The organism is Streptosporangium minutum (assembly GCF_002149035.1).
GTDB classification, from domain to species: Bacteria; Actinomycetota; Actinomycetes; order Streptosporangiales; family Streptosporangiaceae; genus Streptosporangium; species Streptosporangium minutum.
Genome location: NZ_NGFP01000238.1, coordinates 1 through 14,781 on the forward strand (window position 1 = coordinate 1; position 14,781 = coordinate 14,781).

The window sequence follows — 14,781 nt, forward strand, 5'->3', positions numbered from 1 at the left end:
CTCGACGACGATCCTGGGGTCGGGCTCCCCCACGACCTCGTGGTCCTTGTTGTCGTACTCGAACTGGCTCAGGAGGTGGCGCATGGCCTCGATCCTGGCCCGCTTCTTGTCGTTGCTCTTGATCACCGTCCACGGCGCCTGCTCGGTGTCGGTGTACAGGAACATGTCCTCCTTGGCCTCGGTGTAGTCCTCCCACTTGTCCAGCGACTGCAGGTCCATGGGCGACAGCTTCCACTGCCGCACCGGGTCGACCTGGCGGATCACGAACCGGGTGCGCTGCTCGGACCGGGAGACGGAGAACCAGAACTTGACCAGGTGGATCCCGTCGCGGACAAGCATGCGCTCGAACTCGGGGGCCTGCTCCATGAACTCCAGATACTCCTCCGGCGAGCAGAAGCCCATCACCCGCTCCACTCCGGCGCGGTTGTACCAGGAGCGGTCGAAGAAGACCATCTCCCCCGCGGCCGGCAGGTGGGAGACGTAACGCTGGAAGTACCACTGGGTGCTCTCGCGCTCGCTGGGCTTCTCCAGGGCGACCACGCCGGCCCCGCGCGGGTTGAGATGCTCCATGAACCGTTTGATGGTGCCGCCCTTGCCCGCCGCGTCGCGCCCCTCGAACAGGACGACCAGCCGCCCGCCGGTGTCCTTCATCCAATACTGGAGCTTGAGCAGCTCGATCTGGAGCAGCCGCTTGAGACGGTCGTACTCGGCCCGGTCCATCCGCTCGCCGTAGGGGTATTTCTCCCGCCAGGTGTCCACGGGGGTGCCGTCCATCCGCACCAGGACGGGATCGTCGTCGTCATCGTCCAGGACGCGCAGGTTCGGCAGTTCGTCGAGCAGATCGCTGCGGACCACGGCCGAACGCACGTCGAGCACCGGGAACTGCCCGTCCGCGGGCTCCCCGCCCAGCACATCTGTCATGAGTCCCCCCAGCGAGTTCCACACCCTCACCTGTCCCCCTACCTCCCCGCGGCAGCCCTAATCCTCGGACGGGCGGGTATCGGATCCCCGGCCCCGGCCGGCATCGGCGAGGCCGGCCGGGGCCGGGCTGACCGGGGCCGGTGCCGGCAGTCCCGACAAAAACCCACTAAACAAGTAGGTCTTGACGGTATTAAGCGCCTGTGCTGGAGTGAGAGCCATGCAGGCCGAGCTACGAACGGTGACTCGCGGTCACATCGACCCGTGCCGCACACGGTTCTCCCTCTGCCCCCGCTGACCCCTCCGATCACCCGGCGGCGCCCTCCGCACGCGCCGCCTCCCCCCTCCCGCTCAGACGACCCGCAGGAAGGCTGCAACCATGGCCGTGGAGTTCTTGGACATCGGTGGTGCGCACGACGGGCCGGAGAGCGGCGGGGGCGGCGGCTCCCCCGCGACGGTCGCGACGGCCGGGCCGCAGGCGCCCCGCCCCGCCGGGAGCGGACCGCCGGAGGACCGCGGGAGCGGCGGCCCGGCGCCGAAGGTGGTCACCACCCGGCATCCGGGACGGTGGGTGACCGCCGCGGCCGTGGTCGTGCTGCTGGCCATGGCGGCCAGCGCGCTGATCACCAACCCCGCCTGGGAGTGGGAGGTGGTCGGGGAGTTCCTCTTCGCCCCCTCCGTGCTGCGCGCGGTGGTCTTCACGCTGGAGCTGACCGCGCTCGGGATCGGCTTCGGCTTCCTGCTGGGCACCGTGCTGGCGCTCATGCGGATGTCGGCCAACCCGCTGCTGTCCTCGGTGGCCTGGGGTTACATCGCGCTGTTCCGGTCGATCCCCCTCATCCTGCAGCTGCTGTTCTGGTACAATCTGGCGCTGCTGTACCCGCGGCTCTCCTTCGGCCTCCCGTTCGGTCCGTCGTTCTTCGACATCGGCACCATGGACCTGATCGGCCCGGTCACCGCCGCCGCGCTCGGCCTCGCGCTGCACCAGGCCGCCTACGCCGCGGAGATCGTCAGGGCGGGGCTGCTCTCGGTGGACCACGGCCAGCGGGAGGCGGCCGCCGCACTGGGCATCCCCAGGTCCAGGCAGCTGTTCCGGATCATCCTGCCGCAGGCCATGCGCTCGATCGTGCCCACCGCGGGCAACGAGATCATCGGACTGGTCAAGGGCACCTCGGTGGTCTACATCATGGCCCTGCCCGAGCTGTTCTACCAGGTTCAGGTGATCTACAACCGCAACGGCAGGGTCATCGCCCTGCTGCTCGTCGCGACCATCTGGTACCTGGTCATGACCACGGTCCTGTCCGTCGTCCAGCACTACCTCGAGCGCCACTACGGGAAGGGCCGCGCATGAGCGCCGCGATGGTCGACCTGCGGGACGTGCACAAGAGCTTCGGGTCGCTGGAGGTGCTGCGCGGGGTGGACCTCCAGGTCGCCCCCGGCGAGGTCACGGTGGTCATCGGTCCCTCCGGGTCGGGCAAGTCGACCCTGCTGCGCACCGTCAACCACCTGGAGAAGGTGAACAGCGGCTCGATCAGCGTGGACGGCGAGCTCGTCGGCTACCGCCGGATCGGCGACAGGTTGCACGAGCTGCCCGAGCGCGAGATCCTCCGGCAACGGACCAAGATCGGGTTCGTCTTCCAGAACTTCAACCTGTTCCCGCACCTGACCGTGCGGCAGAACGTCACCGAGGCCCCCCTGGCCGCCCAGCGCCGGCCGAGGGCCGAGGTCGAGGAGCTGGCGGCCCGCCTGCTGGAGCGGGTCGGGCTGGCCGGAAAGGCCGGCGCCTACCCCAGGCAGCTCTCCGGCGGCCAGCAGCAGCGGGTGGCCATCGCCCGCGCCCTCGCGCTGGAACCCAAGGTCATCCTTTTCGACGAGCCGACCTCCGCGCTGGACCCCGAGCTCGTCGGGGAGGTGCTCGACGTGGTGAAGGACCTCGCCCGGAGCGGCACCACCATGATCGTCGTCACCCACGAGATCGGCTTCGCCCGCGAGGTCGCCGACACCGTCGTGTTCATGGACGAGGGACGGATCGTCGAGCGGGGCTCCCCCGCCCAGGTGCTGGACTCCCCCCGGCACGAACGCACCCGCCTCTTCCTCAGCAAAGTCCTCTGACCCCTCCGCCCCCTCCGTCACCGAGCAAGGATCGACATGTCCCTGTTGTCAAGGCTCACCCCCGTCGCCGTCGCGCTGCCCCTGCTGCTCGCCGCGGCCTGCGGCGCCTCCGAGAGCGCCTCCGGCACCGCCGCCAAGCCCGCGGCGGCGCCCGCCGCAGCCCCGTCTGGGAGCGGCGGGCTAAGGATCAACACCTCTCCCGAGCAGAACCGGATCCGCGCCGGCAAGGTCGACTCCATCGCCGCGCAGGTCCCCGAGGCGATCCGCGCCAAGGGGGTGCTCACGGTCGGCTTCAACGGTGAGGGCACGCCGCCACTGGTCTCCCTGGCCGACGACGACACCACACTGATCGGCGTCGAGACCGACATCGCCCACCTCGTCGCCGACGTCCTGGGCCTGAGGCTCCAGGAGGAGAACACCTCCTGGGAGAACCTGTTCCTGGCGGCGAAGTCCGGCAAGTACGACCTGGTCTTCAACAACGTCACCGTGACCGAGGAGCGCAAGGACGTCTACGACTTCGCCACCTACCGGGTGGACCAGCTCGCCTGGCAGACATCCGTGAACAGCCCGATCACCAGGATCGAGAAGGCGGCCGACATCGCGGGGCTGAACGTGTCGGTCGGGTCGGGCACCAACCAGGAGAAGATCCTGCTGGAGTGGGACGCGCAGAACCGGAAGGCCGGGCTCAAGGCCGCCCAGATCCAGTACTACCAGAAGTACGGCGACGTCCTGCTGGCCCTGAAGTCCGGTCGCGTCCAGGCCTACCTCGGCCCCAACCCGCACATCGCCTACCAGGTGGCCGTCGGCGGCGACAGCAGGATCGCCGGGACGCTCTCGGGCGGCGGCTCGCTCGACGGCCTGATCGCGGCCATGACCCTCAAGGGCAACGGACTCGTCAAGCCGGTCAGCGAGGCGCTGAACACGCTGATCGAGAACGGCGAGTACGCCGAGGTGCTCAAGCGCTGGGGCCTGGAGAACGAGGCCGTGACGGAGTCGCGGATCAACCCGCCCGGCCTGCCCCGGCAGGACGGGTGACCGTCGAGTCCGCCGACGTGCGGCACGTCGCGGTCTCGGCCTCGCCGTCGTGCGCGAGCTGGAGCGGGAGGCCGTACGGCAAGGCTGCCGCAGGATCTACCCGAGGCCGCCGGGCTCTGCCTGGCGGCCGGGTACACCCCGCTCTACGACCTGGGGGCCGACCCCGAGACGGCCAGCCCCCACCCCTTCGAGAGAACCCTCTACGAGCGGGCGGCCGAGACCCAGGAGGCGTGCAGGTCGGCGTAGACGCCGGGCTCCTCGACGAGTTCGGCGTGCGGGCCGCGCTGCACGATCCGGCCCCTGTCGAAGACGAGCACCTCGTCGGCGGCCTCGGCGGTGGACAGCCGGTGGGCGATGGAGATGGCGGTGCGGCCCCGCGTGACCCCCTCCAGGGCGCGGGCCAGCCGTACCTCCGTCGCCGGGTCCACCGCCGAGGTGGCCTCGTCGAGCAGGAGCAGGTCGGGGTCGGCCAGGTAGGCGCGGGCCAGTGCCACGAGCTGGCGCTCCCCCGCCGACAGCGACTCCCCGCGCTGGCCGACATGGGTGGCCAGGCCCGCGGGCAGGCCCTCCAGCCAGCCGGTGAGGCCCAGCTCGGTCATGGCCAGCCGGATCTCCGCCTCGGTCGCCGACGGGCGGCCGAAGCGGATGTTCTCCTCCAGGGTGCCGTCGAACAGGAAGCCGTCCTGGGGCACCATGACGATCCGCTCGCGCAGGGAGGAGAACCGGACCGCGCGCAGGTCCTCGCCGTCGACGGTGACCCGGCCGGAGACGGGGTCCATCAGCCGGGTGAGCAGCTTGGCGAAGGTCGTCTTGCCCGAGCCGGTCTCCCCCACCACCGCGATCCGCGAACGCGGCGGGATGTCCACCGACACCTCGCTGAGCACCGGCACCCCGCCGGGGTAGGAGAACCCGACCTCCTCGAAGGAGACCGAGATGGGGCCGCGCGGCAGCTCGACGCCCTCCGGGCCGGGGTCGGCGACGTCGGGCGGGGTGTCGAGCACGCCGAGGATGCGCCGCCAGCCGGCGATCGCGTTCTGCGCCTCGTTGAGCACCTCGGTGGCGATCTGCAGGGGCGAGACGAACAGCGTGATCAGGAACAGGAAGGCGATCAGGCGCCCGGCGGTGATCTCGCCGCCGATGCCCAGCCGCACGCCGAGCAGCACCACTCCGGCCAGCGCCACCGCCGCGACGATCTCGGTCAGCGGGAAGACGGTGGCGACGATCCGCTGCGTGCGGGCCTGCGCGGCCTTGTTGGCGTCGATCGCGGTGTCCAGCCGACCCGCCGTACGGGACTCCGCCCCGTGGGCCCGGATCACCGCCGCGCCCACGACCGACTCGCTGACGGCGGCGAGCATGTCGCCGGTGCGCTCGCGGACCAGCGTGTAGGCGCCCGACAGCCAGCGCTGGAAGCGGGGCAGCACGACCATGAGCGGCAGGAAGCAGACCCAGACCAGCAGGGCGAGCTGCCAGGAGTAGACGAACATCAGCACGGTGGCGACCAGGAGCTGCCCCAGGGCGATGATGATCATCAGCCCGCCCCACTGCATGAACACGCTGATCTGGTCCACGTCGCCGGTGACCCGGGAGACCAGGGCGCCGCGCCGCTCGGAGTTCTGGGTGAGCACCGACAGGTCGTGCACGTGCCGGAAGCCGCGCACCCGCAGCCCGGCCAGCGAGGTCTCGGTGGCCTTGTACAGGCGGACGTTCATCAGATACGCGCACACCGCCGTCAGCACCACGGCCGCGGCGCACAGCAGCACGGCGGCGCGGATGTAGGGCAGGTCGGGGACCTCGCCCTTGAGTCCGCGGTCGATGGTCTGCTGGACGGCGATCGGCACGATCACCTTGCCCAGTGTGGCCAGCACGGCCAGCGCGAGCGTCCCGGCCAGCCCCTTGCGGAACTCCGGCGTGAGCGACAGCCCGTGCCTGACGGTGGCCAGCGCCGACCGTTCGACCCCCTGAAGCGAGCTCACGCGCATCCCTCGCCCAGCGGTTCGCCGGTCCGGAGACGCACCGGACCGCTGTGTTGACCGACTCGCTCGCTCACGCGCTGACCTCTTCCTCTTCCTCTGCTCCGAGCGCCTCGCGCTCGGCCTCTTCGCGTTCGTAGGCGGTGACCAGGTTGCGGTAGCCCTCGCAGCGGGCGAGCAGCAGGTCGTGGCTGCCCCGGTCGACGACGCTGCCGTGCTCCAGGTAGACGACCTCGTCGGCCAGGGCGATGGTGGCCATCCGGTAGGCGACGACGATCACGGTCGAGGCCTGGGCCGCGTCCCGCAGGCCGTACAGGATCCTGGCCTCGACCTGTGGGTCCACGCTGGAGGTGGCGTCGTCCAGGATGAGCAGCCGGGGGCGGCGGACCAGTGCGCGGGCCAGGGCCAGGCGCTGGCGCTGTCCGCCGGACAGGGTGGTGCCGCGCTCGCCGACCTTGGTGTCGAGCCCGGAGGGGAGGGCGCTGACGAAGCCGTCGGCCTGGGCCAGGCGCAGCGCCGCCCAGACGTCCTCGTCGCCGACCGGCAGGCCGAGGGCGACGTTGCCGCGCACGGTGTCGTCGAACAGGAACGTCTGCTGCGGCACCAGCGCCACCGCGTCGCTGACCCCGCCGCGGGCGACCTCGCGCAGGTCTACCCCGTCCACGACCACGGCGCCCGCCGCCGGGTCGACCAGGCGGACGAAGGTCTGGGTGAGCGTGGACTTGCCCGAGCCGGTGGGGCCGACCAGGGCGATGGTACGGCCCGGCTCGGCCTCGAAGCTCACCCCGCGCAGGACCGGGAAGTCGTCGTAGGCGTAGTCGAGGTCGCGGACCTCCAGCCTGGCCGGAGCCGTGCCCCGCAGCGTGGCGGCGCCGTACTCCATGGAGCCCGTCGCGGCGAGCACGTCCTGGACCCGCTCGTAGCCGACGACGGCGCGGGGCAGTTCGGCGAGGACCCAGCCGAGCGCGCGGATCGGGAAGGCCAGCAGGGTGAACAGGTAGGCGACCTGGACCAGGACGCCCGAACTGATCGCGCCGCTCTCCAGCCTCCCCGCGCCGACCAGCAGCACGGCCAGCACGCCCAGGGTGGGCAGGGCCTCCAGCATCGGGTCGAACAGGCCGCGGACACGGCCGACGGCGATGTTGGCGTCGCGCAGCTTCTCGGCCCTGGCCTGGAACCTGCCGGTCTCCTCGTCCTCGCGGCCCAGGGTCTTGACGACCAGCGCGCCGTCGAAGCTCTCGTGCGCGATCTCGCTGACCTCGGCGCGGAGCTGCTGGGCGCGGGTGGCCAGAGGGCTGAGCCTGCGCTGGTAGACCAGGTTCAGGACGGCGATCGCCGGGAAGATCAGGAACCCGACCAGGGCGAGGACGGGATCGGTGATCACCAGCGCGATCGCCGCGGTGAAGAGCATCACGACCACGCCGACCGCCATCGGCAGCGGCGCGAGCGGGGCCCACGCGGCCTCGGCGTCGGAGCTGGCGTTGGACAGCAGCTGGCCGGTCGGATGCCGGTGGTGCCAGGCCAGCGGGAGCTTGAGGTACTGCCGGGTGACCTCCCGGCGGGACCGGGCCTGCATCCGGTACTGCATGACGCCGGCGAAGAAGCGCCGGCCGGCCACGCCCAACGCCTTGAGCAGCGACACGCCGACGATGAGGAGCGCGCCGAGGACGAGCGTGCCGGTGGCGACCTCCCCCTCGGCGAACGCGGGCAGCACGACGTTCTCGGTGGCCCAGCCGAGCGCCCACGCCGAAGCGACCGTCATGACGCCGTAGAGCGCGCTGGACAGGGTGGCTGCGGCGAAGACCGCCTTCTCGGCCCTGATGGCCACCCCGAGTACGCGGAGTCCCTTACGCATGACGGCGGAAGTCACCTTGCTCGCCACTCGGGGGGTGTCCTTTCGCTGAGAAACATTGCTACAAGTCACTATCACGCGGGATCGCGTCCTTATTCCCCCAGCCTCCTCCCCGGAGGGTCGCGTCCCGCCCCGATCTGCCCTGATTTCCAGGACAACGACGTTGTTAGGATCATCAGATGACTCACGCCCGCGCCGAGCGCGCCGCGCTCAGCGACCTGTTCGTCCAGCTCGGCCCGGACGCCCCCACGCTCTGCGAGGGCTGGACCACCTTCGACCTCGCCGCCCACCTCGTCCTGCGCGAACGCCGCCCGGACGCCGCCGGCGGCATCGCGATCAAGCCGCTGGCCGGATACACCGCCTCGGTGCAGGAGTCCCTGAAGGCCAGGCACGGCTACGCGGGCCTGGTCAGGCTGGTCCGTTCCGGCCCGGCCGGAATCTACGGCCTGGTGCCCGGCATGGACAAGGCCGTCAACACCATGGAGCTCTTCATCCACCACGAGGACGTACGGCGCGCGCAGCGGGTCTGGGAGCCGCGCGAGCTCCCGGCCGACCTGGAGGAGACCTTCTGGAAGCAGGTGCGCGCTGGCAGGCGCCTGTTCCTGCGCAGGTCCCCGGTCGGCGTCGTCCTGCACCGCATCGGCGGGGGCGTCGCCCTCGGCGGGGCCAAGAACGCCCCCCGGGTCGAGGTGACCGGCACCGCGGGCGAGCTCCTGCTGTTCTGCTTCGGCCGCCAGTCGCACGCCAGGGTCGACGTCGCCGGCGGCGAGGAGGCCGTGGCCAGGCTGATGGACGCGCCGCTGGGCGTCTGAGGCCGTCTCGGGGCCGCTCCGGGGCGTCTCCCCGGCCGGTCCGGGGCGTCTCCGAGGCCGTCAGGGGCCGTCCGGGGCCGTCTCAGTCCGGCAGCAGGCGATGCCTGGCGCCGAGGACGAACGGGAAGTCGCAACGGCCCGGATCGACGGGGCGGCGGCTGCGCGCCTCCAGCCGATACCCCGGGAAACCGTCCCCGGCCGAGACGTCCCCCAGGTATCCCAGCATCAGGACGAGATCGTTCAGGCCGTCCAGGGAGAGCAGGAGGTCGGCCTCGTCCCGCCACGGGTTCATCCCGAACGGCTCCGCCGCGACCGGGGTGAACCCCAGGCGCGCCTTGAAGGTCAGCAGGCCCGGCTGCGGGATGTGCCCGTACAGGTTGGGGTCGTTCCCCAGGGTCACTCGGCGGTAGCCCTTGCGCCGGGCGACGGCGACGGCCTCGGCGTACAGGACGCGGGCCAGGCTGCGGTCGCGCCAGAGCGGGTCCACGGCCGAGAAGCGCAGCTTGACCGTGCCGGTCTGCGGGCTCTCCAGGCACAGGCAGCCGCCCGCCATGCCGTCCTCGCCGTAGGCGTAGACGGCGTAGTGGCGCTCCTCGGCGAGGATCGCCTCCCGTAGCGACGCGGCGAACCCCACGCCGTGGGGCATCCTGGCGACCATGCTCCCGTACAGCAGGAGGAACTCCTCCAGCCCGGCGGGCTCCACGGGCTGCCGCACCACCTGGCGCAGCTCCCGCGCCGCGGCCTGCCGGGCGCGGCGGACGTCGTAGCGGGACCGCTTGGGCAGCCGGGCCAGCCACTCCTCGTCGGTGTCGCACACCGGGGAGACCCAGGTGATCCACGAGGGCTTGCGGACGAACCCGGCGCGGGCCAGCTCGACCCAGCTCCCGGCGGGCGGATCGGGCACCCGCAGCACGTTGACGCCCGGCGGCAGGGCCCGCCGGTCACGGGAGAGGGCCAGTGCCTCCCCGGCGGAGGCGACGGCGACCGAGAGCCCGGAGTCGTCGCGGAGTTCCATGTCGGCGTGCCTCCATGTCAGCGGGGTTCCATGCCGGCGCCGGCGGGGCGCCGCTCCGGCGGGTCTCGGTCGTCAGCGGGTCCGCGCCGGTCCGGGGACGGGCGCCGGTCTCGCCTCCCGGGTGCGCTCCCAGACGTACAGGGCCGCGAGGGCGGCCAGGATGAGCGCCGAGCCGAGCGCCTCGTTCGGGTTGAGCCGCTCGTCCCTGGCGACCAGCCCGGCCACGACCGCGACCACAGGGATGAGGTAGAACGCCAGGGACGCCCGCACCGGGCCGACCCGGGCGATCAGCCAGTAGTTGACCAGGAAGGCGACGGCCGTGCCCGCGCCCAGCAGCGCCAGGCAGAGCGCGATCAGCCACGTCAGGCGCACCGGATGGGCGAGCTGCCCGCTCCCGGCCGGAAGCATGATCGCCGAGGCGGCCAGTGCCTGGGCGGCGGCCAGGGCGAGCTTGCCGTCGGTGAGCGTCCGCATCAGCCGGCCGGCGTAGCTGTAGGCGAGCGCGTAGCAGGTCGCCCCCGCCAGGCACAGCAGCTGACCGCCCAGGGGCGCCCGCTCGCCGCCGCTCCAGGGGGCGAGGACGACGGCGAGCCCGGCGAAGCCGATGACGGCGGCGCCGATCTCGGCGGCCGTGGGGCGCTCGCGCAGCAGCAGCCAGGCCACCGGGACGGTCATCAGCGGCGTCAGGCCGGTGTAGACCCCGGCCAGGGCGCCGGTGACCTCCTCCTGCCCCCAGGCGAACAGCAGCCAGGGCACGGCCTGGCCCAGCAGCCCCATCCCGGCCAGCTTCAGCCAGACCACACCTCCGCGCGGCAGCGCCGTACGGCGGGCGCGGGCGAGGAGCACCAGGGCCGCCGCGCCCAGTATCAGCCGGATCAGGACGATCTGGATGGGGTTGATCCCCTCCAGCGCCTCCTCGACCAGCAGGAAGTTCGTGCCCCACACGGAGGCGAGGACGCCTATGCCAAGGATGTCAGCGGGGCGCACGTGAGAGCCTTGCCTGCCTGTGTCGGGTAGCCGTGGTGACCGAAGTCGCGCAGTTCCCCGCCCGCGCCGTACCAGGAGACGACCTCCGCGTCGAGACGGGCCCGCTGCTCGATCACGTCGGCCACCGCCTTCGCGCACTCGCGGACCGTCTCGGTGCTCAGGTAGGGGAAGTCGGCCAGCAGGTCGAGCGAGACCGCCTCGTGCGCCTCGTCCTCGTTGACGTCGGAGTGGCTGACGATCGGCCGGACGAAGCCCTCCGGCAGGCCCAGCTCGGCGCAGCGGAGGCGGAACAGCTCCAGGAACTCCGGCTCGGGCTCCTCCATGGGGAAGAGCGTCGAGATCAGCGCCAGCGGGAAGTTGTAGGCGTACACACCGAGGGAGGCCATGATCGCCATCGTGGCCGGCAGCGGCTGGGCGCGCAGCAGTGTCTCCCGGGGGACGCCGACCGCGGCCAGCGACTTCTCCATCATGCGGTCGTGATTGCGCTCGGTCATGTAGAAGTGCATCAGCTTCTCCCACACCGGCAGGCCCAGGTCGTCACGGGCCAGCGCCGGGGCGAGGGCCCGGGGGCACAGGTGGGTGATGTGCCAATATTCGACCGCGTAGCCGATGAGCTGCCCGCGGGTGACGCTGCCGTCGACGAGCGCCTCGACCAGGGGGCTGCGGACCTCCGCGCGCACTCGATCGGCGTGCCTGCGCAGGTGGGCGTAGGCGCTGACGCCGCTCATCCCGCCCTCCGCGGCCTCCTCCGCCTCGGCGATCATGCCCTGCTCGTCCAGGGCGGCGAGCATCTCGCCGTACTCCTGCGGGCTCCCGGGGAAGGCGGCGCCGAGTTCGGCGGCGCTCAGGCCGCCCCCGGCCAGCACGGCGACGAAGTCCTGGAACCTCTCGGCCCGGCCGGCGTCGAACTCGAACTCGACGAACCGGCGCCCGTCGAGGTAGGTGAACTCGATGCCGCCGTCCGCTGTGGGGCCCGACCGCACCCCCGGGCGCAGCGAGGGCCGCCGGAACCCGGCGAAGTCGCTCATCATGTCTCCTGTTCAGATGTCGCCGGTGCGCAGCAGCGGGCGCCGGGGGTCGGAGTAGTGCTCCAGGATGCCGTTGAAGAAGGCCGCGTAGGCCTCCACGAACAGGTGCGCCTTGTCGTGCCAGCGCCGCTCGGTCTCCGCGTCGACGCCGGGTACCCGCGCGAACAGCTCCCGGCTGACGGATCCGTGGTCGTGCCCCGCGTTGACCCGGGCGTGGGCGCGCATCGGCTCGACGAAGGCCGGCTCCAGGCCGATCCGGTCGCAGGCGGCCAGGAAGGAGTCGTAGGCGATCCGCCCGTCGGGGCCGTCGGAGTCGGAGTCGAGGCGGCCCTCCAGCACGCCGATCGTGGCGACGAAGAAGAGCGGATCGGTCCGCGCCCACCAGGACAGCGTCTTGATCAGTGCGGTCGTGGTCGGCAGGGGACGCGCCCTCAGCAGGTCGTCGCGGGTGACGCCCAGGGGCTGGAAGGCGCGGAGCACGATGTCGTCGTGGCGGTGCTCCTCCTGGTAGAAGTCGTTGAGCATCGCTCTGAGCTCGGCGCTCTCGGCCAGGGCCAGCACGGCGGAGTCGAACTCGTTCTCCCGGAAGAGGAAGAACCAGTTCTCCAGGCCGAAGCCGAAGAAGACGTTGCGCTGGAGGGTCTCCGGGCGCTCCAGGACCTCGCGCCAGAAGGGCCCGGCGAAGACCAGATCCTCCAGGAGCCGGTTCAGGACGTCCTCCAGGCGGGACAGGACCGCCAGCCCCGAGGACGCCGCCGGGACGGCGCCGTCGTCGACCAGGCCCCACACCACGGCGGGCTCGACGACCTCGCGCACCGCCTCGCCGTCGAGACCGGTCTCACGCTCCAGGTCGCCGATCGTCCTGCTGCCGTCGAGCAGCCGGAGCAGCCGGAGGAAATCCCGCTGCCCCATCCCCTCCGGGGCCTCGACCTCCAGAACGCCGCCGGGTGTGTGCAATTCGGCCTCGCCTTTTTCTCCGATCCGTACGGTGGCCCGGAGAAATGGCTTTACTGGAAGGAAGTTCACCGGCACGGCTGGTCCCCTTCTGACGTCGGGAGGTGAAACACAGGAGGAAGACCGGCACCCAGGGTGCCGGCCTTCTGGCGGTCCGTCACATCACAGGTGAACAGCCGAAAGAGCGGTCACCTTGGCACGACGCTTGATCCGCATAGAACACCTCCTCGACTCTCCGCGACCGCAGGGAAAGATGTCCCGCCGCACATACTGGTCGATTTACGCATATGCGGCGACCAGTGTCAGACACTAAGGCGGACGCATACGGGAGTCAAGGCTTGTATCACGGGCCGATATACCACCCTATTTAAATCAGCGATATCCGTGAACTCTGATTAGCGCGTTTTCCTGGGCGGCAGTGGAAAGAACCCGCTGGTACGGCGGACGTAGTCGGCGTAGCCGGGGCGCGACCTGGAAAGCTGCCTCTCCAGCATCGGCTTTCCGGTCTTGCCGGCCAGGAAGTAGGTCATGAGAACCGGGGAGAGCACGGTCAGCACGCCGGGCCACTGGTCGGCCGCGACGAGGAACAGGCCCCACCACACGCAGGCGTCGCCGAAGTAGTTGGGATGGCGGGTATACCGCCACAGGCCGGTGTCCAGGACCTTGCCTCCGGTGCCCGGGTCGGCGCGGAAGCGGGCGAGCTGCCAGTCGCCGACCGTCTCGAAGAACGCTCCCACCAGCCAGAGCGCCACCCCCGCCCAGGCGGTCCAGCCGAGCGGGTCCGTCTCGAACATGGCGACCTGGACCGGCAGCGAGACGAACAGCAGGGTGACGCCCTGGGTCAGGTAGACGGCGCGCAGGGCGTACAGGGTGCGGCTGCCCGGGGCGCGGGCGAGCATCCGCTCGTAGCGCGGGTCCTCGCCCTCCCCGATGTTGCGCCGCCCGATGTGCGCTGCCAGCCGCACCCCCCACGCGGCGGTGAGCACGAGCACCAGCAGCCGCCGGGCCGGATCGCCGCCGGACGACGCGTAGGACACCAGGGCGACGACCGTGAAACCGAGGCCCCAGGCCACGTCGATCACCGAGTGGCGGCCCACCCGGAGCGCGACGGCCAGGGTGAGGGCCAGCAGCGCCGTGAGGGCCGCCGCCGACAGCAGCAGGGACCAGGCGAAGGCCGCGAGGTCAAACATCCCGCCCCTCCGTCCCGCCGGGCCGATCAGGCATCGCGCCCCCCGGTCGCCCCGGAGGTCCGGAGGGGACGGCCCGCGGCCGGCCCGGGAGGTCGGACATCGCGCCCCCGCCCGCCCGGGGGCCGGGGGCGCGGGATGCGGTGACGGTCATGATCGCCTCCCGAGGGTGAACTGCCAGACGTCCAGGTAGCGCGAGCGGAAACCCGCCTCCGAGTAGGCGAGGTACAGGGTCCACATGCGGTGGAAGGTCTCGTCGAAGCCGAGGGCGCCGATGGCGTCCACCCGCTCCAGGTAGCGCTCGCGCCACAGCCGGAGCGTCTCGGCGTAGTCCGCGCGCAGCGAGAACCGGTCGGTGATCCGCAGGCCGCCGAGGTTGTCCTCGATCGCGGTGACCGAGGGCAGCATGCCGCCGGGGAAGATGTACTTCCGCACCCACGTGTGGGTGTCCAGCGTGGCCAGCATCCGCTCGTGCGGCATCGTGATCGCCTGGATCGCGATCCGGCCGCCGGGGGCGAGCAGTCTCTCCAGCGCGGCGAAGTAGACCGGCCAGTAGCGCGCGCCGACCGCCTCGACCATCTCGACGCTGACGATGGCGTCGTAACTGCCGCTCACCTCGCGGTAGTCGGCCAGCAGGATCTCCACCCGGTCCGACAGCCCGGTGCCGGCGACCCTGGCGCGGGCCAGCTCCCGCTGCTCCCGCGACAGGGTGATCGACACCACCACGGCCCCCCGGTCGGCCGGATCGCGATCCAGGCGATCACGATGCCGCACGAGCGGATGCTGGCCACGCTGGACACCCACACGTGGGTGCGGAAGTACATCTTCCCCGGCGGCATGCTGCCCTCGGTCACCGCGATCGAGGACAACCTCGGCGGCCTGCGGATCACCGACCGGTTCTCGCTGCGCGC

Annotated in this window: 13 protein-coding genes and 1 pseudogene; 5 read left to right on the forward strand and 9 right to left on the reverse strand. The window is 71.4% G+C overall.

Annotation, left to right across the window (positions count from 1 at the left end):
- The coding region (gene ppk2 / locus CA984_RS35220; RefSeq protein ID WP_108724662.1) for a polyphosphate kinase 2 at nucleotides 1–921 on the reverse strand (921 nt) is incomplete at its 3' end.
- Nucleotides 922–1,297: 376 nt separating this feature from the next.
- Between ppk2 and CA984_RS35225 the strand changes: the two genes are divergently transcribed.
- From CA984_RS35225 to CA984_RS35235, 3 genes are read left to right on the forward strand one after another with little or no spacing between them, the layout of a single operon-like run.
- On the forward strand, nucleotides 1,298–2,269 hold the full coding sequence (locus CA984_RS35225) for an amino acid ABC transporter permease (protein WP_086577743.1): 972 nt from the start codon (nucleotides 1,298–1,300) through the stop codon (nucleotides 2,267–2,269).
- Entirely contained in the window at nucleotides 2,266–3,030 is a 765-nt protein-coding gene (locus tag CA984_RS35230) for an amino acid ABC transporter ATP-binding protein (RefSeq protein WP_086577744.1), read from the forward strand. Before CA984_RS35225 ends, CA984_RS35230 begins: the two co-directional genes overlap by 4 nt.
- Before the next feature lie 36 nt (nucleotides 3,031–3,066).
- Complete coding sequence (locus CA984_RS35235; protein WP_086577745.1) at nucleotides 3,067–4,065, forward strand: ABC transporter substrate-binding protein; 999 nt, start codon at nucleotides 3,067–3,069, stop codon at nucleotides 4,063–4,065.
- Between the two features lie 200 nt (nucleotides 4,066–4,265).
- Here CA984_RS35235 and CA984_RS35245 read toward each other — a convergent pair whose 3' ends face one another.
- Both CA984_RS35245 and CA984_RS35250 read right to left on the reverse strand, forming a co-directional pair.
- Complete coding sequence (locus tag CA984_RS35245; RefSeq protein ID WP_086577746.1) at nucleotides 4,266–6,044, reverse strand: ABC transporter ATP-binding protein; 1,779 nt, start codon at nucleotides 6,042–6,044, stop codon at nucleotides 4,266–4,268.
- A 64-nt stretch (nucleotides 6,045–6,108) separates the two neighbouring features.
- A complete protein-coding gene (locus CA984_RS35250) occupies nucleotides 6,109–7,890 on the reverse strand; it encodes an ABC transporter ATP-binding protein (protein WP_242676344.1) in 1,782 nt (593 codons plus the stop codon).
- 176 nt (nucleotides 7,891–8,066) lie between these two features.
- Between CA984_RS35250 and CA984_RS35255 the strand changes: the two genes are divergently transcribed.
- The gene (locus CA984_RS35255) at nucleotides 8,067–8,699 is read left to right on the forward strand and encodes a TIGR03085 family metal-binding protein (protein ID WP_086577748.1); all 633 of its coding nucleotides are present in this window, start codon (nucleotides 8,067–8,069) and stop codon (nucleotides 8,697–8,699) included.
- An 82-nt stretch (nucleotides 8,700–8,781) separates the two neighbouring features.
- Here the strand turns inward: CA984_RS35255 and CA984_RS35260 are convergent, their stop codons facing one another.
- The 6 genes from CA984_RS35260 to CA984_RS35285 all read right to left on the reverse strand — a co-directional run bounded on the left by CA984_RS35260 (nucleotide 8,782) and on the right by CA984_RS35285 (nucleotide 14,644).
- A complete protein-coding gene (locus CA984_RS35260) occupies nucleotides 8,782–9,714 on the reverse strand; it encodes a GNAT family N-acetyltransferase (RefSeq protein WP_086577749.1) in 933 nt (310 codons plus the stop codon).
- A gap of 72 nt (nucleotides 9,715–9,786) precedes the next feature.
- Nucleotides 9,787–10,701: a DMT family transporter gene (locus CA984_RS45655; RefSeq protein ID WP_165781527.1), complete on the reverse strand. Its 915-nt coding sequence runs from the start codon at nucleotides 10,699–10,701 to the stop codon at nucleotides 9,787–9,789.
- On the reverse strand, nucleotides 10,674–11,732 hold the full coding sequence (locus CA984_RS46640) for a thiaminase II/PqqC family protein (protein WP_165781528.1): 1,059 nt from the start codon (nucleotides 11,730–11,732) through the stop codon (nucleotides 10,674–10,676). The genes CA984_RS45655 and CA984_RS46640 overlap by 28 nt, the downstream gene beginning before the upstream one ends.
- A gap of 9 nt (nucleotides 11,733–11,741) precedes the next feature.
- Nucleotides 11,742–12,686 carry a thiaminase II/PqqC family protein gene (locus CA984_RS35275; protein WP_086577751.1) on the reverse strand — a complete coding sequence of 315 codons (945 nt, stop codon included), beginning with the start codon at nucleotides 12,684–12,686 and terminating at the stop codon, nucleotides 11,742–11,744.
- 392 nt (nucleotides 12,687–13,078) lie between these two features.
- Nucleotides 13,079–13,873, reverse strand: coding sequence for a DUF1295 domain-containing protein (locus tag CA984_RS35280; RefSeq protein WP_086577752.1), 795 nt, complete (start codon nucleotides 13,871–13,873; stop codon nucleotides 13,079–13,081).
- A gap of 147 nt (nucleotides 13,874–14,020) precedes the next feature.
- On the reverse strand, nucleotides 14,021–14,644 hold the full coding sequence (locus CA984_RS35285; protein ID WP_242676345.1) for a class I SAM-dependent methyltransferase: 624 nt from the start codon (nucleotides 14,642–14,644) through the stop codon (nucleotides 14,021–14,023).
- A 6-nt stretch (nucleotides 14,645–14,650) separates the two neighbouring features.
- Here CA984_RS35285 and CA984_RS35290 point away from each other — a divergent pair.
- Nucleotides 14,651–14,781 (forward strand): annotated as a pseudogene (locus tag CA984_RS35290) (class I SAM-dependent methyltransferase); the annotation flags it as partial.